Raw genomic sequence first — 20,483 nt, 5'->3', positions numbered from 1 at the left:
CTTGATGATTGCTGATCCCTCCCTAGACCTGCTAGCCCGGGCTGCCCAGGTGCGCCGCTGCGCCATGACCCTGGGCCAACTCGACGATGGCCAGCGCCGTCAGGCCGTGCTGGCCATGGCAGAAGCCCTAGAGCAGAGCAGTGAGGCCATTTTGGCCGCCAACCAGGCCGATCTTGAGGCCGCTGCCGCCGAGGAGTTGGCGCCGGCGCTGGTGGCCCGGCTCAAGCTCGATGGTCCCAAATTGGCGGGGGCGATCGCGGGTGTGCGCCAGGTGGCGGAGCTTGCCGATCCAGTTGGCCGCCGTCAGCTCCACACCGAGCTAGATGCGGGGCTGGTGCTGGAGCGGCTGACGGTGCCCCTGGGGGTGCTGGGCGTGATCTTTGAGGCGCGGCCAGATGCGGTGATGCAGATCGCCTCCTTGGCAATTCGCTCCGGCAACGGCGCCCTGCTCAAGGGTGGCCGCGAAGCCAGCCGCAGCTGTGAGGCCATCCATGCAGCGCTGCGCCGTGGCCTGGCCGCCAGTGCGGTGCACCCCGACGCCCTCGAGCTGCTCACCAGCCGGGAGGAAAGCTTGGGGCTGCTGAAGCTCGATGGCCTGGTGGACCTGATCATTCCCAGGGGCTCCAATGCCCTGGTGCGCTTCATCCAGGACAACACCCGGATTCCAGTGCTTGGTCATGCCGACGGCATCTGCCACCTGTTCGTGGATCGGGCTGCCGACCTTGAGCTGGCTCTGAAGGTGGCGCTGGATTCCAAAAACCAATACCCGGCGGCCTGCAACGCGATCGAGACCCTGCTGATTGACGCGGCGATAGCTGCTGATTTTCTGCCTAGGGCCGTGCTGGCCTTCGGGGCAGCCGGGGTTGAATTGCGCGGCGACACCGCTGCCATGGCTCTGGGTGTGAGCCATGCAGCAACAGACGACGACTGGAGCACTGAATATTCAGATCTGATTTTGAGTGTGAAGGTCGTTCCCGACCTCGAGGCAGCCCTCGACCACATCGGCCGCTACGGCTCGCGTCACACCGATGCCATCTGCACCCGGGATGCCGCCAGCGCCGACCGCTTCCTGGCCGCGGTAAACAGCGCCGGCGTGTATCTCAACTGCTCCACCCGCTTTGCCGATGGTTTCCGCTACGGCTTTGGCGCCGAGGTGGGCATCTCCACCCAAACCATGCCCCCCCGGGGGCCGGTGGGTCTGGAGGGTTTGGTGACCTATCGCTACCGGCTGCGCGGTGAGGGCCATATCGCCGCCGATTACGCCAGCGGTGTGCGCCATTTCAGCCATCGCCCCTTGCCCCTTTGAGCTTCCAGCCATGAGTGATGCGATTCAGGTGCGCGGCCTGCGGCTTTGGGCCCATGTGGGGGTGCTCGATTTCGAGCGCAGGGAAGGCCAGTGGTTTGAGCTGGATCTGGAATTGGGCGTGGATCTCAGTGCTGCTGGCCGCAGTGATGCCCTAGCCGACACCCTCGACTACAGCCAGTTGATCACCGCCCTGCAACATCAGGCCCGCAGCCTGATCTGCCAAACCCTGGAGCACTACAGCGAAAGGATTCTTGATCGGATCGAGGAGCTCTATGGCCCGGTGCCGATCCGCCTTGAACTGCGCAAATGCCACGCTCCGGTACCGGGCTTCGACGGGGTTGTGGCAGTGCGGCGCAGCCGGCATCACTAGGCCAATTTGAGACAGAAGCCCTCTCTGTGGTGGAAGTCAGGTTCGCTGCCGGGATGGGCCACGGCCCAGTAGGTCAGCTCCCCGCTGGAGCTTTGGAGCACGGCGGAGACCCCAACTTCGAGCCGTGCAGCAGCTGTTGGCGTAATTAGCGCTGGTGGCAGAGCGCAAGTAAGGCTCAAGTTCAATTGTTTGTCGTCGCGTATTACGTCGAAGGGCAGCTGCTTGTAGGCAGGTTCCTCAGCCAGCCCCCTCCGGTAGGTATCTAGGTGGTAAACATTCCAATCTCCCGCGGGCGAAAGGTTGTACTCCCAATAGTCGCTGTTGCCTGCAGCTGCCAGAAAGAATTCCAGGCAGGTGGCTTGCCAAAGCAGATCTTGACGCAGCGGTTGGCTGCTGCAATTGGGAATCTTCAACTCGGCCAGTTTGCCCTCAAGTTGGTATGTGATCTGCAGGGTGGCCTTAAGCACACTGATTTGGCCATGGAGTGAGTAGGTGGCAGCAACCCGCTGCATCCCGGCTGCATGGGGAATCAATTTGAAGCTGGTGCTGCTCATCGCAGTTTTGCCACAATCTGCCGGATTTGTTCTTCCTGGGCCTCAATGCTTTCGGTGAGACGAAATTGCACAAGAGCCCTTTGGAGGTTGTGGTTGGGATGGGTCGTACGAAAGTAGAGATTGCCAGCTAGATGGTCGCTTAAAAAGCGCAGGCCTAGCTCGAAGCTGAGCAGTCTTACCGACACGTAGATGTGATCTAGGTCTGTTTCGCTTAGGAATGTTCTTGCCGCGTCCAGGTAGCCCTTTAAGAGGTTCTCGCAGAGATTGAGATCAAATTTGACGCTATCAATTTCACAGGCTTCTTCCCCAGCTGGATTGCAGGCTGAACGCAAGCAATCGCCGATGTCGTAGTGCACCAGGCCTGGCTTGACGGTGTCTAGATCCACCAGGCTCACTGCTGTGCCCGTGTGGTCGCAGAGCATCACATTGTTGATCTTGGGGTCGCCGTGGATAGGCCGCAACTGCAGAAGGCCCGCTGCCTTGGCGTCCTCAAGGATCGGGGCCAGTTCGCGGCGTTGCTCCACGAATGCCACACACCATTGCTCCCGATCGTCCTGACCTATTGGGTTGCAAAGCAAGGTTTGGTCGTAGGCCGCCAGGTAGGTGGGTGTGACGTGGAAGCCAGGCAGGGTATCGGCAAGTCGCTCTGGGGGCAGGTCGCTGATCAGGAAGTGGAATAGCCCCAGGCCTCGACCCACCTGCTGGGCCTGCTCTTGGTTCGTGATCGCCTCAACAGTCACGGCCCCTTCGATGAAACTCTGTAGTCGCCAAAATTGACCCTCTGCCCATAGCCAGGGTCGGCCGGTATGACGGTTGGCGATTAGCCGCGGCACTTCCCATCGTTGTCCGATCAGGGGATGCTGCTCAGCGTGGGCGCTTAGCGCCTCCAGGTTTTGCATCACCAGCTCCGGCTGGGGAAACACCCGAGTATTGAGCCTTTGCAACACGTAGTGGCCTGCAGTTGCGCCCCCCGAGTGCACCTCCAATAAATAGGTGTCGTTGACGTTGCCGTTACCGAGGGGCGCGATCGCCGTGATTAGCCCGGGCAGGTCGAAGGCCTCGGCGACCGCCACCAGCTCCGGTGGAGGAGTGGCCATCAGGCGGCCACCAGCCCGGAATGGCGGATAAGCGCCTCGCTGCTTGGCTGGCGCCCCCGGAAGGCTTCAAACACCTCAGCTGGGGAGCGGCTGCCGCCGAGGCTGAGCACGGTGTCGCGGAAACGGCGGCCGGTGGCCACGATCTCCTCCTCCTGCTCCAGGCCCACCTCCTCGAAGGCACTGAAGGCATCGGCGCTGAGCACCTCGGCCCACTTGTAGGAGTAGTAGCCGGCCGCATAGCCGCCGGCAAAAATATGGCTGAAAGCGCAGAGGAAGGCATCCTCGGCAATGGGCTCCAGCACCGTTGTGGTGGCTGCGATCTGGCGGCGCAGTTGATCCGGACTCTCACCGCTGTCAGGGGTCCACTGGCTGTGCAGGCGGAGATCGGTGAGGGCGAAGTGCACCTGGCGCAGGGTGGCGCCGCCAGCCATGAAGGTGCGGGCTGCCAGCAACTTTTGGTATTCGGCCTCCGGTAGCGGTTCGCCGCTCTGCCAGTGGCGTGCCATGCCCATCAAGGTGGCCCGGTCGTAGCACCAGTTCTCCATGAATTGGCTGGGCAGCTCTACCGCGTCCCACTCCACGTTGTTGATACCTGCGGCCTGGGGCCGTTCCACCGTGGTGAGCATGTGCTGCAGGCCATGACCAAATTCGTGGAAGAGGGTTTCGACCTCGTCGAAGGTCATCAGGCTGGGGGTGTCGCCAACCGGTGGGCTCTGGTTGCAGATCAAGTAGGCCACCGGCAACACAGGCTCGCCGCTGGCGCTGCGGGAGCGGCCGAGGCATTCATCCATCCAGGCTCCACCGCGCTTGCTGCCAGGGCGGCTAAATGGATCAAGGTAAAAGCCGGCAAGGGGCTCCCCGTTAGAGGCTTCGAGCACTCGGAAGTAGCGCACGTCGCTATGCCAGATCGGCGCCTCCCCATCGGCTGCCACTATTCGTATATCGAATAGGCGCTGGCAAAGTACAAACAGCCCCTGCAGTACCTGCTCCAGGGAAAACCAGGGTCTAAGCGCCTCGCTGTTGAGCTCGAAACTCTCTTGCCGCAGCACCTCTGCCCAATAGCTCACGTCCCAGGGCTTCAGCTCAGCTGCCTCTGGTGCCCCGTGGCGGCTGGCGCAGGCAGCAAGGGCGGCGAGCTCCTGCTGGGCCACTGGAAAGGCTGCAGCGCGCAGGTCTTCAAGTAGGCCTTCCACCTCATGCACCGAGCCTGCCATTTTCGAGGCCAGGCTTACCTCGGCCCAGTTGGCATAGCCCAGCAGCTGGGCTTGTTTCAACTTCAGCTCCAGGATTTGGGCAATCAGGGGATTGTTATCTAGTTCGCCGCTGGCTGCCCTGCCCACCTGGGCGCGGTAGACCTTTTCGCGCAGGTTCCTGCGCTCACTGAATTTTAGAAAGGGCACCACCCTGGGCATGTCTAGCCCCAGGCGCCAGCCGCTTTCACCGGCATCTGTGGCAGCTTGGGCCAGCAGCTGCCGCAGGCTGGCTGGTAAGCCGGCCAGTTCGTCTTCGCTGTTGAGAGTGAGGCTCCAGCCGTTGGTGGCATCGAGCACGTGGTTGCCGAAGGTGGTGGCGAGCTCGGCGAGCCGCTCACAGGCGGCGTTGAAGGCTTGCTGCTCCTGCCCCTCCAGGCCCACGCCCCGCAATTTCATGTCCCGTAGCTCCGTCGCCAAGATGCGGCTCTGGGTGGCATCGAGCTGGCTGGGATTGGCCTTCAGTGCCTCGAGAGCCCGATAGATCGGCCGCGATTGCCCAGCGCGGTTGCCGAATTGCACCACGGCCCCCTGCTGCTGTTGGTGGGCCTCCCGCAGGGCTGGTGTGTTGCAGACGCCATTGAGATGGCTCACCACCCCCCAGCTCCAGCGCAACCGCTCTCCAAGTTTGTGCAGAGGCTCCATAACCTCCTCCCAGCGGGGCGACTCGGATTGGCCTAAGCGCAGCTCCAGGCTGGCTTCCAGGGCGGAGAGCGATTCGTTTAGCTCGCTGAGTAAGGCAGGGATCGCCTGCCCTACCTGCTCCGGCGTGATCGCATCGAAGGGTGGAAGCCCCTGACCAACCAGCAAGGGCAGGGGTGCGCTCAGGGTCATGGAAGTGGGATTTGGTGCACCTATTCCAGCCGATCAAACAAGCTTTTGTGATTCAGCCCAGGGCGGTGACCCGGCCCATGGCAACCAGGGCAGTTGCACTCAACTGCTGGGCTAGTGCGTTGGTTGAGGCCTCATAGACATCGATTGCCAATCGCGGCCAAAAGCCAATCGCCAGCGTTGGTATAAGCAGGGTGAGACCAATAAACAGCTCCCGCGGACGCATGTCGCCCACCACGGCTAGGGCAGGAATTCTCGGACCGAAGAACACCCGGCGGCAGAGGCTGAGCAGATAAACAGGAGTAAGCACTAATCCGATCGCTGCCAGCACGATGGCGATCACCCGGAAGCCGATGGTGAAGCCGTCATTTGCGGTGATGCCTAGAAACACTGTGATCTCGCTTACAAAACCACTCATGCCGGGCAGGGCTAGGGAAGCAAGAGAGCTGGCAAGGAAAAAGGCGAAGGTGATCGGCAGGGCTTTGGCCAGGCCGCCCATGTTGGGGATTGAAAGGGTTTCGGTGCGCTCATAAAACACCCCGGTAACAAAGAACATGGCAGCTGCGATCAGGCCATGACTGATCATCTGCAGCATGGCGCCGCTGATGCCGAGGGCATCTACAGCACCAATACCGAGCAGCACAAAGCCCATGTGGCTCACGGAGCTACAGGCAATGCGCCGTTTGACGTTGTCCTGGGCAAAGGCATTCAGGGCGCCGTAGACGATGTTGACGATGCCGAGCACAATTAATGCTGGTGCCAGCCTCAGATGCACCTCAGGAAGCATCTGCACGTTGAAGCGCAGCAGGGCGTAGCCACCCATCTTCAGCAGCACCCCTGCCAGCAACATAGATACGGGCGCATTGGCTTCGCCGTGGGCGTCGGGTAACCAGGTGTGGAGGGGGAACATTGGCAATTTCACCCCGAAGCCCACCAGGAAGCCCAGGTAACAGAGCAGGCCGAAGGTGCCACCGGGGGAGCGGCTTGCCAACTCTGAGAGGTTGAAGCTGAAGCTGTCACCCGAGAAGGCAAGAGCCAGACCGCTGAGCAAGATCAGCAGAGAGGCTGTAGCGGTATATAAAATAAATTTAGTGGCCGCGTATTGACGTTGCTTGCCACCCCAGATTGCAATTAATAGGTATACCGGAACCAGCTCAAGCTCCCAGGCAAGGAAGAAAAGCAGAAAGTCTTGGGAGAGAAAAACCAGGCCCTGGGCTGAGGCCTGAACCAGCATCAGGGCGAAATAAAGGCGGGTTTTGCTCTTGATGTTCCAGCTGGCCGCCACCGAAAGCAGGGTTACCAGGCCTGAGAGCAGCACCAGCGGTGTGGAAAGGCCATCTGCCGCCAGGGACCACTCCAGGCCCATGGCTGGCACCCAACTAACCCTTTCCACCAGTTGCAAATCACTGCTGGATCCATCGAAGTGCCTGCTAAAGCACAACACCATTAATGCCAAGTCAATCGCCAAGGTGGCGAGGGCCAGGGTGCGGGGCCACTTGGGGTCGCTGCCATCGCCTGGCAGCAGCGGCATTACCAGGGCGACTGCTGCTGGCAGCAGCACGATCAGGCTCAGCCAGGGAAAGGCTGATTCCGCTGCTGGAGCGCCCAGGCTGGACGCAGCTAGCAGGGGCATGTTGACGTCCATCACGGCCCGCTTGCAGATCTGGTGATTCGCTGAACAGGGCCGAGGTCAGGCGCTGTTCAAATCGGCAACCAACCTATCAGTCCCGGTTGTTCGACTGAGTAGATCTACTCACTGGCAGCGGGCTTCTGGTCTGGCAGGTTCTCCCAGCGGCTGCCCAGCTGCTGAATTGCCAGAACTTCGGAGCGGGACTCCACCCCGGCTTGGTGCCAGGCCCGCACCATCGCTCTGCTGACGGCTTCGGCCGCTGGTTTGGGGCAAAGGGCAAGCAGGCTTGGGCCGGCGCCACTGATGACGCAGCCCCAGGCTCCCGCTGCCAGGGCCGCCTCCCTCACGGCCTTGCCGCCATGGATCAGGCCCCAGCGGTAGGGCTCATGCAGACGGTCGTGCATGCCATCGGTGATCAAGTCGCCATTGCCGGTGCGCAGCCCCTGCAGCAGCAAGGTGAGGGAGCCCAGGTTGATCACCGCATCCCCCACTGGAATTGATTTCGGCAGGGCCCGCCTTGCTTCGCTTGTGGTGAGCCGGATGGCGGGGATTGCGACCACTGCCTGAACGAGAGGTGACCACTCACAGCGCACCACCCGCCAGCGGTGCGAGGCCGCCTTGGCTGTCATGCACAATCCCCCCACCAGGGAGGGCACCACGTTGTCGGGATGGCCTTCAATATCGATTGCCAGCTCCAGCAGCTTCTCGCGGCTGAGGGGCTCGCCCACCAGCGCATTGGCGCCGATCAGGCCCGCCACGATCGCCGTGGCGCTGCTCCCAAGGCCCCGGGCCGGCGGCACCGCTAGCCGCACTCTTGCCTCAAGGGCCACCGGCTCCTCGCCGGCTTCTTTCCACACCCGTTGTGCCGAGCGATACACCAGGTTGTCGGGCCCTCCGCGCAGGTGGGCTCCTTCGCTGCCTTCAATAATCAGATCAAAACGCTCGCTGCCGCCCTCGATGCAGCGCATTTGGAAGACGTTGTCGAGATCCAGGGCAGCCCCCAGACAGTCAAAGCCAGGACCGACGTTGGCGGTGGTAGCTGGAACGTGAACCTCAACCCCTTGTCCGACCCGGGGGCGCACCATGGGACAACTTCTGCTTCGCCCAGTGTCTCAGGCCAGCAGCATGCGCGCCCGGCAGGCCGCGCTGAATTGGCCAATGGCCGGATCGACCACGGCCGTGATCGGCATGCTTGCCAGCACCGGCTCTAGCCGGCCCTTGTTTAGAAATGCCTGGTTAAAGGTGGGCGAGCGCAGGCTTTCCAGCAATTTGCCAGCGGTGCCGCCGGCCAACCACACCCCTCCCCGGCTCAGACCCGCCAGGGCCAGATCGCCACACACACTGCCGTAACAGCCCATCCAGATCTCCAAGGCCTCGCAGGCCAGGCTCTCCCCTAGGGCAGCGCTGGCGGCCACGGCAGCGGGCAGTTCCGACCCTTCGGCTAGCGGGAAAAGGGGATGGTCTCCGCCGGGGTGGCGGATGTGAAGCAGCCAGCGCGCCACTTCGCCCAGGCCCGTGCCGCTCACCACCCGCTCGATCGAGACTCGCTCCAGTCCCCGCTCGCGGGCGAGCCACTGTTTGAGTTCCCATTCCTGCTGGCTGCGGGGGGCGAATTCGCCGTGGGCGGCCTCGCTGGCCACCGCCACCAACCCCGTCAGAGTTGGTACCCCGTAGGCCACCCCCAGACCCGTTCCCGCACCTAGCACCAGCAGGGGCGCCTCTGGCCTCGCCACCCCAGGGCGGATTGGCGCCTGTTGCTGTGAGGTGAGATGGGGCAACCCGTAGATCAATACGGCGAAATCATTGACCAGCTCAAACCGCCCAATACCTGTGGCCGCAGCCAGTTGGCAGCCATCGAGCTGCCAGTGCAGGTTGGTTAGCTGGGCCTGGCCGGCCTCAACCGGTCCTGCCACCGCCAGGCAGGCAGCCGCTGGAGGGGGCTGGTCAGCACCCAGAAAGGTGGCCAGCATCGGGGCCAGGCCGTCCCAGTCGGCGGATAGGTAGCGCTCACTACGCAGCAGCTCCAATTCACCCCCGGCCTGCAGCTGATAGAGGGCGAGAAGGGTCTTGGTGCCGCCGATGTCCCCAGCTAGAAGGGTGGTCACTGGCCGGGTGTGGGGATCGCCGGCAGGCCCAGGCCGGCGGCCCGCTTGGTATTTGCCGTAACTGCAGCAGCCAGCAGGTCGTCCGCGCTCAGGTTGCCGAGGTCGCCTTCGCGTCTGCTGCGCAGGCTCACGGCACCTGTTTCAGCCTCCTTGGCGCCGATTACTCCCAGCAGAGGTATTTTCATCTGCTCGCCGTTGCGAATCAGCTTGCCGAGGCGCTCGCCGGAGTGGTCCAGAGTGGCGCGGATGCCAGCGGCCTTGAGCTGCTCCAGTAGCTGCTCGGCGTAGGGCATCACCTCATCGGTAACGGGCAGCAGCCGGATCTGCTCGGGTGCCAGCCAGAAGGGGAAATCGCCGGCGTAGTTCTCGGTCATGATCCCGAAAAACCGCTCCAGCGAACCGAAGATGGCTCGGTGAATCATGATCGGGCGCCTTCTTGAGCCATCAGCGGCCACGTACTCCAGTTCGAAACGTTCTGGCAGGTTGAAATCGAGCTGGATGGTGGAGCACTGCCACATTCGCCCGATGGCATCTTCGATTTTTAGGTCGATCTTGGGACCGTAGAAGGCGCCGCCGCCTTCATCGATCTTGTAGGCCCATCCCTTGCGATCGAGGGCCTCGATCAGGCCTTGGGTTGCCAGTTCCCACACGGCATCTTCGCCGATTGATTTCTCCGGCCTGGTGGAGAGATTTATTTCGTAGGTCTTGAAATCGAAGGTGGAAAGGATCTCCTCCGTGAGATCAAGGATGCGCAGGATTTCATCACTGATCTGCTCTGGTAGGCAAAACACGTGGGCGTCATCCTGGGTGAAGCCGCGCACCCGCATTAGGCCGTGCATCACACCCGGGCGCTCGTAGCGATAAACGGTGCCCAACTCGGCCCAGCGAATTGGTAGCTCCCGGTAACTGCGCAGGGTGCTTGCATATGTGAGCACGTGAAAGGGGCAGTTCATCGGCTTAAGCTGGTATTGCCGCTCATCGACTTGCATGGGGCCAAACATGCTCTCGGCATAGAAGTCGAGGTGGCCCGAGGTTTTCCATAGGCTGATATCAGCCACGTGTGGCGTGTACAGCAGTTCGTATCCAGCTGCGAAATGGGCCTGACGCCAAAAATCTTCGATTAACAGGCGCATCCGAGCCCCACGGGGATGCCAGAACACCAGCCCAGCCCCGGCCTCATCCTCGATCGAGAACAGATTCAGGTCGGTGCCCAAACGCCTGTGGTCGCGGCGTTTTGCCTCTTCCTTGCGCCGCTTGTGTTCCGCCAGCTGCTCGGGGCTTTCCCAGGCGGTGCCGTAGATGCGCTGCAGCTGGGCTTTGGTTTCATCGCCACGCCAATAGGCGCCGGCGACGCTCTCGAGCTCGAAGGCCTTGGGGTTGAGTTCGCTGGTGTTGGCCACGTGGGGCCCAGCGCAGAGGTCCCACCACTCCTCGCCCAGGGTGTAGAGACTGATCGGCTCGCTGATCCCCGCCAGAATCTCCAGCTTGTATGGCTCGTTTTGGGCCTTGATCCTGGCCTCGGCTTCAGTGCGGCTTACTTCGATCCGCTCAAGCGGCAGACGGCGGCCAATGATCTTGCCCATCTCCTTCTTGATGGCCTTGAGATCGGCCTCGGTGAAGGGATCGGGATTGTCGAAGTCGTAATAGAAGCCGCTCTCGGTCCACGGCCCGATGGTGACTTGGGCCTGGGGGAAGAGCTTCTGCACAGCCATGGCCAGCACGTGGCTCATCGAGTGACGGATGCGCAGCAGCTGGTTGCTTTCGCTGGTTTTGGGCAGGGCGATCGGTGCTGGCTCGGAGCTGCTTGGGTTCACGGGCACTGATCGCGCGTCTAATTAGGGCGAAGAGCGATCCTACGCAGCGCTCTTAAGCTGGGGCCATGGGTTTTTCTTCTCCAACACCCGAGCCCCAATCCCCAGGCGTCCTGCTTGATCAGCTGCTCGGGTCCCTGCTCGACGACTTCAGTTCCTGGTTTGAGCGGGGCCTGCTGCTGCTAGATCACTGCCCAGAAGCGGTGATGCCCCAAGACCAGCAGCTGATCCTGCGCGACCACCTGGTGCAGGCCCGCAAGGAACTCTGCGCTGCCACAAGCTTGCGCCAGGCAGCTCCCATACCAATGGCCCTGGAGATGGAAACCCTGGCTCCCTGGCATCAATTGGTGTTGTCGGTGTGGAATCTTTCGGCGGCCCTGCGCCGCCATGGGGTGACCCTGCCGTGATGGGCGAGCGCCGCAACCTGGCTTTCGGCTACGTGCTCTGGGCCCTGGGCCTGGTGGGAGTCTGTGGCGTGCATCGCTTTTACAACCGCAAGCCCCTCAGCGGCACTCTCTGGTTGCTCACTTTTGGTCTCTGCTTCGTGGGCCAATTGGTTGATCTCTGGTTGATGCCCGAACTGGTTGACCAGGCGAACCTGCCTTTGCGGCTGCAGGGCTCGACCCTCTCGGTTGAGCGGCAGCTAGTTCATTTGGCTAGGCGGCGCGGCGAGCTGGGTTTCACCCTTAATGACGCCCTCGTCGAGATGGAGTTGCCGGCTGGGGTGGAGAGTCGCCAGGTGCGTGATGAGATCCAACGGTTGCTTCACGCGGAGCTGTTGGATGTCGGCAATGACGATCGGGGTCGGGTGATCTACAAGGAGCCTTGAGACAGCGCCGTTCTTTGCTGTTGCTGGGCCTGGCGGCTGGAGCGGCCCTGCCCATGGGGTTGTGGAGTTGTCCCCTGCGTCAGCTCACGGGGATTCCCTGCCCCGCCTGCTACCTAACGCGCTCCGTGCTGGCGACCCTGCGCGGTGACCTTGCCCAAGCCCTGGAGTGGCACGCCTTTGGCCCGGTGCTGGTGGGGCTAGCGCTGGCCCTAGGGCTCTGGACTCTCTTCGGCGGTCGTCTGGCGCCAAGGCGGCTGCTGCAGTTGGCCTGTGCCGCTGCTGTGCTGGCGTTTGGCTACTGGCTGCTGCGGCTTTGGGGCTGGAGCCAGGGCCAGCCTTTGCCAGCCTGAGCTGCTTATAAAGCTCCTAGGCGGGCGGCAAGAAACCCAGTGTTCCCCGCACCCTTTTGAGGGTCTCATCGGCCACAGCGGCAGCTTTTTGCTGGCCATTGCGCAGCACCTCCGCCACCGCTCCTGGCTGCTGGCGCCACTCCTGATAACGCTGCTGCACTGGCCTTAAGGCCTCCACGGTAGCTTCTGCCAGCAAGGGCTTAAAGGTGCCCCAGCCCATGGCGCTGCACTGCTCGGCTGCCTGCTGCCGGCTTTTGCCGGCCAGCAGGGCGTAGAGCCCCAGAAGATTGTCCGCTTCCGGCCGCTCCGGATTGCCGAATTCCAGCCCCATGGTGGGGTCGGTTTTGGCCCGTTTGATTTTTTTGACTACCAGTTCCGGCGGATCCAGCAAGCTGATCCGAGATCCCTCGTTGGGGTCACTTTTGCTCATCTTTGAGCTGCCATCGGTGAGGCTCATCACCCGGGCCCCTTCTCGCAGGATCAAGGGCTCGGGCACCTTGAGCACTGGAATCAACTCACCGTCTGGATTGCGCTTGCCAAAACGGGCGTTGATGCGCTGCTGGGCAATGTCGCGGGCGAGTTCAAGGTGCTGCTTTTGATCCTCCCCCACTGGCACTAGATCAGCGTCGTAGAGAAGGATGTCGGCAGCCATCAGCACCGGGTAGTCCAATAGGCCCACAGACACCTGGTCTCCCTGTTTGATTGCCTTTTCCTTGAACTGGATCATCCGCTCCAGCCAATTGAGCGGGGTGACGCAGTTGAGCAGCCAGGCAAGTTCGCAGTGGGCGCCCACATGGCTCTGCACGAACACCGTTGAGCGATCGGGATCTATGCCGCAGGCGAGATAGAGAGCAGCTGTTGAGAGCGTGTCTTCGGCGAGCTGGGCTGGCTGATGGGGAACTGTGATCGCATGAAGATCGACCACACAAAAAAAAGTGTCGTGGCTGCTCTGGAGATCAACCCAGTTGCGGATCGCACCCAGCCAGTTGCCGAGGTGCAGAGCCCCGGTGGGTTGCACCCCAGACAGAACCCTCGGCCGTGCCATGGGACTCAGCTCTCGGTGCTCTCAGGGTTTTCGGTGCTCTCAGCGCTCTCGGGGGCCAGATCTTCTACAGCCAGCTCTTCGGCAGCCAACTCTTCGGGGGCAGCCTCTTCAGTGCTGGACTCGATAGGCTCTGCCACGGGAGCAGGAGGCTTGCTAGGCCGAGCGAACGGGTCGATGCGAGGTGCCCGCTCTTGGCGGATCACCCGGCCCTCGCCACCCCCTGGCCGGCGCTCCGCCCGGGGGGAATCACTGCGGGGGGAATCTCCCCGGGGACCGGCCTGGGCCCTTTGTTGGGCGACCAGTTCGTCGAGTTTTCCATCCTCGAGAAGCTGGGCCACCGTGCGAATGGCGAAGCCCAGGGCAGCCACCGTGGAGCGCAGCGCGAAGCCCTCCTGAATTGCTCTGGCGGCACGCATCTCGTTGTCGCTGAGCCGGATGCGGAATCCGCCGGGTTCGCGGTTGCCTGGCGGGCGGCCGCCACCGGCACGGCCCCCCTGGTCATCGCGAGATTGAGAGGGGGTGGTTTCGTCGGCCATCGCCTCAGCCTGTGCGGTCAGGGGCAAGTGTGCCGCATCGGCTGGCCAAGGGGGGGGTGAGCCAGTGCAGTCGATGGGGCTCCCGCTGCCCGCTGCGGGCGAGCACGATCAGGGGCAGGGCCCGCACGGCCCCTGGTTGAAACTGGTTTCGATAGGTCTCCAGCAGCTCCAGATAGGCAGCAAAGGTCCAGCCGTGGTTGCCTCGCTCCTGGTGGCCCCAGAAGTGGCGCAGCGCCTCCTGGCAGGCCGGCTGACCGAATTCCTGCCAGCAGCGCAGCTGGGCTGACCAGGCCGGCGCTCCGGCGGAGATCCAGGCCCGGTAGCGCACCAGCTCTGGTGCTTCGGCGCTGGCATCTGGCGGTAGCACCAAGGCAAGCTGCTCCAGTGATATGCGGCGCAGCCTCAGCCAGCAGCGCTCAAGCAGGGCCACCGGCAGGCTGCCAACCCAATTGGGAGCAGCCTGAAGTTCAGCCCCCCAATCCAGTAGCTGGGCCTGCTGCCTCAGTGTTATTTGAGGCAACTGCTCAGCCATGGGTGCCCTTAAAGGTGATGGCGGCGCTGGCGTATTCCCGGGGTTCGAGGTGGATCGTGCAGCGCACCCGACCAAACCGGGCCTCTAGGTGCTCTTCCACCAATTCGGTGATCCGGTGCGCCGTTGGCAGGTCATTGGCGTCCACAACCATGTGCATGTCGATAAACACCTGCTGGCCGAGCACCCCGCGGCTGGCGATGTCGTGGCAGTTGAGTACCCCTGCCACCTCCATCGCGACCTGGTGAATGGCCTCCGGGGCAATGGCGATCTGATCAACCAACTGGGGCAAGTTGGTGCGCAGCACCGACCAGCACACCCGCACCAGCAGTAAGCACATCGGAATCGCAAGGGCGACATCGAGCCAACTGAGGTTGAGCCACACCGCTCCGGCCAGGCCCACCAGCACCACCGCTGTTGTCCAGATGTCGCTGCTGGTGTGGGCCGCATCGGCCTTGAGTAGGGGACTGCCAAGCCTGCGCCCCTCGGCCCGCTCGTAGCTAGCCAACAGAATGTTGATGCCGAGCACGAGCAGCAATATCAGCAGCTCCCGGCTATCCATTCGCAAGGGCTGTAGTCCAGTGCTCAGCCTCCCGATGGCGGCCTGCAGGATCTCAAAGGCAGTGAACAGGATGAAGGCTGCGATAGCCAGGGCCCCCACCGCTTCGTACTTGTGGTGCCCGTAGGGATGGTCCCGGTCTGGTTCGGGATCTGAAAGTCCATTGGTCACCAGTCCCAACAGGCTCGAAAATCCGTCAGTGGCACTGTGCATGGCATCCGCCAGCACGGCTAGTGAGCCACTCAAGAGGCCTAGCAGCAATTTCAACAGCGTCATGCTGATGTTGACGGCCAGGGCCACCAGCAGCACTCGCTTCACCTGTTCGCGGGTGTCCTGGCGACCCTCCATTGGGTTGTCCCTTACTCCTGGAGCTGGCAAGGCAAACCCCCGACTCGCGCCCAAGCTATTGGCATTTGCCGCCTGCGCAGCGTCTCAAGCTGAGCTAAAGATGCTTCAGCTTGTCCAGCGCCGTTGACGCCGCCGGTGACCCTCCCCCAGCTCGCCGGGTTAGCCATGGTCCGCCAGGCCATGCCCACGACCCTCAAACCTTGGCTGCCGGCTATCGGCACCGGGGTTATGGGCTGGTTTGCCCTCGATGGGCTGCTGCGATTGAGCCACCTGCCCATCGCCTCTGGCCTCACCTTGGCTGGCCTGGGCCTGGGTGCTTTGCTGCTGCGCCGCCGCCAACCCCGGGGGCCAGCCCCCACGGATGTGCCCGGCTGGCTGGGTCGCCTGGAGCAGCTTGAGGCTCAGTTTTTACGGTTGGCAGGGGAGCCAGCTCCAGCCCAGGCTGAGCTTGATAGCCAGTTGCGCAAGGACCAACTGGCAGCCCTGCGCCAGGAGCTGGAGCGGCAGGGCTTGCAGTTGGCCCTGGTGGGTACCTGCCCTCCGGCTCTGGCTCTGCAACCAGATCTGATCGGGGCCCTGCGTGGTCCCGAGACACTTCAGCTTCACTGGGCCCATCCCTTGCCGGCCTGGAGTGCCGATTGGTCTTGGCCTGAAGTATTTGCTGCCTGCGACCTGCTGATCCACCATCTGCGCACTCCTCTATCCGCCGCTGATCTGCGCTGGCTCGAGGCCCTGCCCGCAGCTCAGCCCGCCTGGCTGCTGGTGGATTGCCCCAGTGATGACAAGTCTCGCGAAGCTCTGAGCGCTGAATTGCGCTCCCAGCTTGGCCAGGAGCTTTCCAGCCGTCTGCTTTTTTGGGATGGCCTACCCGCGAACCTTTCAGCCAGCCTTTCGCCCCTAGCCCGGCATCTCGCCAGTGGAGGCGTGGAGCTGCGCCGTGGCCGCCAGCTGCGCCGTCTTGAGCAATTGCACAGCCAGTGGCAGTGCGATCTCGAGCAGCTGCGGCGTCAGCACTTTCTGCCGCTGCAGCGGCGCACCCAATGGCTGGTGGCGGCCGGGGTGGTGGCGGCGCCCCTACCGAGCCTTGATTTGCTGGTGCTTGCGGTGGCTAATGGCTTAATGCTGCGCGAAATGGCTCGCCTCTGGGATTGCCCTTGGACTTTCGAGCAACTGCAGGCCGCCGCTAGTGAACTGGCCAAGGCAGCCCTCGCCCAGGGGGTAGTGGAGTGGAGCAGCCAGCTTCTGACTGGCCTGGTCAAGTTGCATGGCGCCACCTGGCTGGTGGGGGGGGCGTTGCAGGCCCTCAGCGCCGCCTATCTCACCCGGGTTGTGGCCCGGTCCATGGCTGACATGTTGGCCCTCTCGGCGGGGGTGAGCGAGCCGGATCTCGCCGAGATCAAACGCCAGGCACCCCTGTTGGTGGCTCGGGCCGCCGAGGCTGAAAAGCTGGATTGGGCCGGCTTCCTTGACCAGGGGCGCCAGTGGTTGCGCAGCCAGTCTGCGGCTGACTTTCCGGCCGAAAGCGTCTGAGGGAGGCTGCTCAGAACTGCATGGGATCCAACCTATTTGCTCCTGCTGCGTTGTCCTTCGCGAGGTTTTGGCAGGATCCAAGATTCCGGCAGGCCGCCACCGCGCTTCTCGGCCCGGCCCTGCTGCTCGGCTTGCTGACCAGCTGCCGCCAGCCGCCACCGCGTTCATCGGCTGCATCAAGCGATGGACGCCCCCTGGTGCTGACCACCTTCACCGTGCTGGCCGACATGGCCCGCAATGTGGCGGGTGACCGGTTGCAGGTGCGTTCGATCACTCGGCTGGGGGCTGAAATTCACGGCTACGAACCCAGCCCCAGCGACCTGGAGGCCGCCCAGGGGGCAGACCTCATTGTTAGTAATGGTTTGGGCCTGGAGCGCTGGGCCGATCGCTTCATCCAAGCCGCTGGTCATGGAGCCGAGGTCACCCTCAGTGAGGGCATGAGGCCCCTGTTTATTGAGGGGGATGCCTATGCCGGGAAGCCCAATCCCCATGCCTGGATGTCGCCGCAGCGAGCTCAGCATTATGTGAACCGTCTGGTGCTGGCCTTCTCAGCCCTCGATCCGGCTGGGTCTGCCAGCTTTCGGGCCAATGGCGAGGCCTACAAGCGCCAGTTGGGTCAGCTGGATGCAGACCTGCGGGAGGCCCTGGCTGGGGTTCCGCCCGCCCAGCGCCTCCTGGTCAGCTGTGAGGGTGCTTTCTCCTATCTGGCTCATGACTACGGGCTCGAGGAGGCCTATCTCTGGCCGGTGAATGCGGAGAGCCAGGTCACCCCCCGACGTATGGCCCGCCTTATCGAAACGGTGCGCCGTCGTCGGGTGCCCGCTGTTTTCTGTGAGAGCACGGTGAATGCCAACGCCCAGCAGGAGGTTGCCCGAGCCACCGGTGCCCGCTTCGGCGGTACCTTCTACGTGGATTCGCTCTCCGATGCTTCCGGCCCCGCTCCCACCTTGCTGAAACTGCAGCGTCACAACGTCGATCTGATCGTTAAGGGTCTTGGACCTGGCGCATCTGTCCGCTGATGCGCATCGAAGCCGAGCACCTGCACGTCGACTACAACGGAATCGTGGCCCTGTTTGATGCTTCGTTGCGGCTGCCCGCCGGTTGCATCTGCGGCCTCGTGGGTATGAACGGCGCAGGCAAGTCCACCTTGTTCAAATGCCTGACAGGCTTTGTGCGCCCCTCCAAGGGCCGCATCCTCATCAACGGTAAGAGCGTTGCCCAGGCCCAGCGTCACCAGGCGGTGGCGTATGTGCCCCAGAACGAGGGCATCGACTGCAGTTTTCCCATCTCTGTCTGGGACGTGGTGATGATGGGTCGATACGGTGCGATGAACCTGCTTCGCCTGCCCCGCTCCGCGGATCGGCTCGCAGTGCGGGAAGCCCTGGACCGGGTTGAGCTGCTCGATCTGAGCGACCGGCCGATCGGGTCCCTCTCCGGCGGACAGCGCAAGCGGGCTTTTCTGGCACGCGCCATCGCCCAGGGAGCCTCTGTGCTGTTGCTAGACGAACCCTTCAACGGCGTGGATGTTCGCACCGAGAAGCTTATGGCCGCTCTGTTTTTTCAGTTCCGCCAGGAGGGAAGGACGATTCTGATCTCAACCCACGACCTAGAGCAAGTGCGCGACTTCTGTGATCTGGTGGTCTTGATTAACAAGACCGTGCTCGCGTTCGGCGAAACGGCCAAGGTGTTTACCCCCGAAAATCTAGCCCTCGCATTTGGCGGTTTGCCAGCGGATCTGCTGGTGGTGTCGAACGGCGTTGATGGAGAAACAGGCTCATGACCTGGCTGTTGGAGCCCCTCAGTCACGCCTTCATGGTGCGGGCCTTACTGGTCAGTGCCCTGGTTGGTGGCAGCTGCGGTCTGCTCTCCTGCTACATGACCCTCAAGGGCTGGGCCCTGATGGGCGATGCCGTCTCCCATGCGGTCATGCCTGGAGTGGTGGTTGCCTACTCCCTTGGTCTGCCGTTCTCCCTGGGGGCATTTGTCTTCGGGGTGGGATCGGTGGCCTTGATCGGCTTCGTCAAGCAGAAGTCTCGGATCAAGGAAGACACGGTGATTGGCCTGGTGTTCACCGGTTTCTTTGCCCTTGGTCTGGTTCTTGTGTCGAAGGTGCGCAGCAATATCGATCTCACCCACATCCTGTTTGGCAACGTGCTGGGCATCTCCAGCTCTGACATCTGGCAGACGCTGTTGATATCGGCGCTGGTGGTGGGAGTGCTGCTGGTGCTGCGGCGGGATCTGCTGCTGTTCTGTTTCGATCCCACCCATGCCCGCTCGATCGGCATCAACACCGGCCTGCTGCATTACACCTTGCTATCGGTGCTCTCCCTGGCGGCCGTGGCGGGTTTGCAGACCGTGGGGGTGATCCTTGTGGTGGCGATGCTGGTCACCCCGGGAGCTACGGCCTACCTGCTCACCGATAGCTTCGATCGCATGACCCTGATCGCCATCGCCAGCAGCGTCTTCTCCAGCCTGCTGGGGGTGTACATCAGCTACTGGAGTGACAGTTCCACAGCCGGCTGCATTGTTCTAGTGCAGTTCGGCCTGTTCCTGCTGGCTTTTCTGCTGGCCCCCCGTTACGGCATCTTGAGAGGCAAAGGCCTCCAGGATCCCTAGGCATGCCGGACCAGTTCTGGCCCTGGTGGCCCCTGTTACCGCTCTACCCCTACGGACGCCGCCGCACCTTGGTGCGCGAATTGATCCCTGGCCAGGTTTGGAGTTTCGAGCAGCTCCAGGGGGTGTTTTACGTGGCAGTGCCGATCCGGATGACGGTGGTGCGTTTGCGGGGTGGTCTGTTGCTCTATGCCCCCGTGCCCCCCACTGGAGAGGTGCGGGCAGCGCTTACCGAGCTGGAACACCGCTACGGGCCCGTTTGCACGATCGTGCTGCCCACCAGCTCTGGCCTCGAGCACAAGCTGCCTGTGCCGGCGATGGCAAGGGCTTTCCCTGCCGCCCAGGTGTGGGTAACACCAAGGCAGTGGAGCTTCCCCTTGCCGCTGCCGCTGGCCTGGTTGGGGTTCCCGGCCCAGCGCACCCGGGTGTTGTTTGAGCAGGGCCTTCCCCATGCCGATGAGCTGCACTGGCTACCGCTCGGGCCTCTAGACCTAGGCCTGGGCACCTTCATGGAGGCGGCCTGCTTGCACCGCGCCAGTGGTTGCCTGCTGCTCACCGATGCCCTAGTGGCCATCAGCGAGCAACCCCCAGAACTATTTGATGCCGATCCGACCCCGCTGCTTTTCCATGCCAGGGATCGCGGTGATGCGCCCTTGCTGGACACTCCTGATTGCCGCAGGCGGGGCTGGCAGCGACTGGTGTTGTTTGCCTCCTATCTCCGCCCAGACCATCTGCAGGTGCCTGGAATCAGGGAGCTGCTTTCCGGCCTGCTGGCCGCGGGGGTGCGCTCGCCGCGCGCCTATTTCGGCCTCTATCCCTTCCGCTGGCAGGAGGGCTGGCAGGCTGAATTCCGGCGGCTGGTGCCCGGACCTGAGGCTGCACTTCTGGTGGCGCCTGTCTTGGAGCGGCTGGTGTTTCCCCGCTGCCGGGCCGCCCTGGTGACCTGGATCCGCAATTTGGCTGGCCAAGCCGAAATCCGCTGGCTGGTGCCGGCCCATTACCAAGCTCCGGTGGCATGCAGCCCCCAGCGATTAAGGGAGCTTGCAGACTGCCTGGAAGGGCGAGATTGGGCACCAGACAGCGGCAGCTGGGCTTACCTGAGCGGCATTGACAAAACCCTTCTGCGCTATGGAGTCGTGCCGGAGCAGCCCGCGGAGCCTGCACCAGGGGATTTCTGAGTTTGAGCTAAC

General features: G+C 62.9%; 21 protein-coding genes. 10 read left to right on the top strand and 11 right to left on the bottom strand.

All coding sequences use genetic code 11. The annotated features are described in order from the left end of the window. The first annotated feature begins 4 nt into the window (after positions 1–4). Together U9970_RS06320 and folB are read left to right on the top strand one after the other, a co-directional pair. Positions 5–1,306 (top strand): glutamate-5-semialdehyde dehydrogenase, encoded by a 1,302-nt coding sequence (locus tag U9970_RS06320; RefSeq protein ID WP_322765807.1) that lies wholly within the window; start codon positions 5–7, stop codon positions 1,304–1,306. A 10-nt stretch (positions 1,307–1,316) separates the two neighbouring features. Then, complete coding sequence (folB, locus tag U9970_RS06315; RefSeq protein ID WP_322765806.1) at positions 1,317–1,676, top strand: dihydroneopterin aldolase; 360 nt, start codon at positions 1,317–1,319, stop codon at positions 1,674–1,676. On the opposite strand, the gene U9970_RS06310 is transcribed toward folB, so the two are convergent. From U9970_RS06310 to thrS, 7 genes are all read right to left on the bottom strand, one after another. After that, entirely contained in the window at positions 1,673–2,230 is a 558-nt protein-coding gene (locus U9970_RS06310; protein WP_322765805.1) for a DOMON-like domain-containing protein, read from the bottom strand. The two genes, folB and U9970_RS06310, sit on opposite strands and share 4 nt — an antisense overlap. Continuing rightward, positions 2,227–3,327 carry a phosphotransferase enzyme family protein gene (locus tag U9970_RS06305; protein WP_322765804.1) on the bottom strand — a complete coding sequence of 367 codons (1,101 nt, stop codon included), beginning with the start codon at positions 3,325–3,327 and terminating at the stop codon, positions 2,227–2,229. The genes U9970_RS06310 and U9970_RS06305 overlap by 4 nt, the downstream gene beginning before the upstream one ends. Then, on the bottom strand, positions 3,327–5,411 hold the full coding sequence (locus tag U9970_RS06300) for a M3 family metallopeptidase (RefSeq protein WP_322765803.1): 2,085 nt from the start codon (positions 5,409–5,411) through the stop codon (positions 3,327–3,329). The genes U9970_RS06305 and U9970_RS06300 overlap by 1 nt, the downstream gene beginning before the upstream one ends. A 52-nt stretch (positions 5,412–5,463) precedes the next feature. After that, on the bottom strand, positions 5,464–7,053 hold the full coding sequence (locus tag U9970_RS06295) for an NAD(P)H-quinone oxidoreductase subunit 4 (RefSeq protein ID WP_322765802.1): 1,590 nt from the start codon (positions 7,051–7,053) through the stop codon (positions 5,464–5,466). 104 nt (positions 7,054–7,157) lie between these two features. After that, the gene (thrB, locus tag U9970_RS06290; RefSeq protein WP_322765801.1) at positions 7,158–8,123 is read right to left on the bottom strand and encodes a homoserine kinase; all 966 of its coding nucleotides are present in this window, start codon (positions 8,121–8,123) and stop codon (positions 7,158–7,160) included. Between the two features lie 27 nt (positions 8,124–8,150). Beyond that, entirely contained in the window at positions 8,151–9,143 is a 993-nt protein-coding gene (locus U9970_RS06285; RefSeq protein WP_322765800.1) for a glucokinase, read from the bottom strand. Beyond that, a complete protein-coding gene (gene thrS, locus U9970_RS06280) occupies positions 9,140–10,873 on the bottom strand; it encodes a threonine--tRNA ligase (RefSeq protein WP_322766050.1) in 1,734 nt (577 codons plus the stop codon). The genes U9970_RS06285 and thrS overlap by 4 nt, the downstream gene beginning before the upstream one ends. 149 nt (positions 10,874–11,022) lie before the next feature. Between thrS and U9970_RS06275 the strand changes: the two genes are divergently transcribed. From U9970_RS06275 to U9970_RS06265, 3 genes are read left to right on the top strand one after another with little or no spacing between them, the layout of a single operon-like run. Continuing rightward, positions 11,023–11,361 carry a DUF2605 family protein gene (locus U9970_RS06275; RefSeq protein WP_322765799.1) on the top strand — a complete coding sequence of 113 codons (339 nt, stop codon included), beginning with the start codon at positions 11,023–11,025 and terminating at the stop codon, positions 11,359–11,361. Continuing rightward, entirely contained in the window at positions 11,313–11,783 is a 471-nt protein-coding gene (locus U9970_RS06270) for a TM2 domain-containing protein (protein WP_322765798.1), read from the top strand. The genes U9970_RS06275 and U9970_RS06270 overlap by 49 nt, the downstream gene beginning before the upstream one ends. Then, positions 11,780–12,133 carry a DUF2752 domain-containing protein gene (locus U9970_RS06265; RefSeq protein ID WP_322765797.1) on the top strand — a complete coding sequence of 118 codons (354 nt, stop codon included), beginning with the start codon at positions 11,780–11,782 and terminating at the stop codon, positions 12,131–12,133. The genes U9970_RS06270 and U9970_RS06265 overlap by 4 nt, the downstream gene beginning before the upstream one ends. A 16-nt stretch (positions 12,134–12,149) precedes the next feature. Here U9970_RS06265 and trpS read toward each other — a convergent pair whose 3' ends face one another. The 4 genes from trpS to U9970_RS06245 are packed head-to-tail and all read right to left on the bottom strand — an operon-like array spanning position 12,150 to position 15,150. Then, on the bottom strand, positions 12,150–13,178 hold the full coding sequence (gene trpS / locus U9970_RS06260) for a tryptophan--tRNA ligase (RefSeq protein ID WP_322765796.1): 1,029 nt from the start codon (positions 13,176–13,178) through the stop codon (positions 12,150–12,152). A 5-nt stretch (positions 13,179–13,183) separates the two neighbouring features. Beyond that, a complete protein-coding gene (locus tag U9970_RS06255) occupies positions 13,184–13,714 on the bottom strand; it encodes a hypothetical protein (RefSeq protein WP_322766049.1) in 531 nt (176 codons plus the stop codon). 4 nt (positions 13,715–13,718) lie between these two features. Next, positions 13,719–14,246 (bottom strand): hypothetical protein, encoded by a 528-nt coding sequence (locus tag U9970_RS06250; RefSeq protein WP_322765795.1) that lies wholly within the window; start codon positions 14,244–14,246, stop codon positions 13,719–13,721. Next, entirely contained in the window at positions 14,239–15,150 is a 912-nt protein-coding gene (locus U9970_RS06245) for a cation diffusion facilitator family transporter (RefSeq protein WP_322765794.1), read from the bottom strand. The genes U9970_RS06250 and U9970_RS06245 overlap by 8 nt, the downstream gene beginning before the upstream one ends. A gap of 135 nt (positions 15,151–15,285) precedes the next feature. Here U9970_RS06245 and U9970_RS06240 point away from each other — a divergent pair, with 135 nt between their 5' ends. The 5 genes from U9970_RS06240 to U9970_RS06220 are packed head-to-tail and all read left to right on the top strand — an operon-like array spanning position 15,286 to position 20,471. Beyond that, on the top strand, positions 15,286–16,680 hold the full coding sequence (locus tag U9970_RS06240; RefSeq protein ID WP_322765793.1) for a YcjF family protein: 1,395 nt from the start codon (positions 15,286–15,288) through the stop codon (positions 16,678–16,680). 20 nt (positions 16,681–16,700) lie between these two features. Further along, positions 16,701–17,699, top strand: a complete 999-nt coding sequence (locus tag U9970_RS06235) for a metal ABC transporter substrate-binding protein (RefSeq protein WP_322765792.1) — start codon at positions 16,701–16,703, stop codon at positions 17,697–17,699. Further along, the gene (locus U9970_RS06230) at positions 17,699–18,460 is read left to right on the top strand and encodes a metal ABC transporter ATP-binding protein (RefSeq protein ID WP_322765791.1); all 762 of its coding nucleotides are present in this window, start codon (positions 17,699–17,701) and stop codon (positions 18,458–18,460) included. The genes U9970_RS06235 and U9970_RS06230 overlap by 1 nt, the downstream gene beginning before the upstream one ends. Continuing rightward, positions 18,457–19,296 carry a metal ABC transporter permease gene (locus U9970_RS06225; RefSeq protein WP_322765790.1) on the top strand — a complete coding sequence of 280 codons (840 nt, stop codon included), beginning with the start codon at positions 18,457–18,459 and terminating at the stop codon, positions 19,294–19,296. The genes U9970_RS06230 and U9970_RS06225 overlap by 4 nt, the downstream gene beginning before the upstream one ends. Positions 19,297–19,298: 2 nt before the next feature. Then, positions 19,299–20,471, top strand: coding sequence for a DUF4336 domain-containing protein (locus U9970_RS06220; protein ID WP_322765789.1), 1,173 nt, complete (start codon positions 19,299–19,301; stop codon positions 20,469–20,471). Positions 20,472–20,483 lie beyond the last annotated feature (12 nt).

Origin of the sequence: Cyanobium usitatum str. Tous (assembly GCF_963920485.1) — a bacterium.
GTDB lineage: Bacteria > Cyanobacteriota > Cyanobacteriia > PCC-6307 > Cyanobiaceae > Cyanobium_A > Cyanobium_A usitatum_A.
The sequence above is the reverse complement of the archived record's forward strand: the minus strand, read 5'-3'. Positions and strand labels throughout refer to the sequence as shown.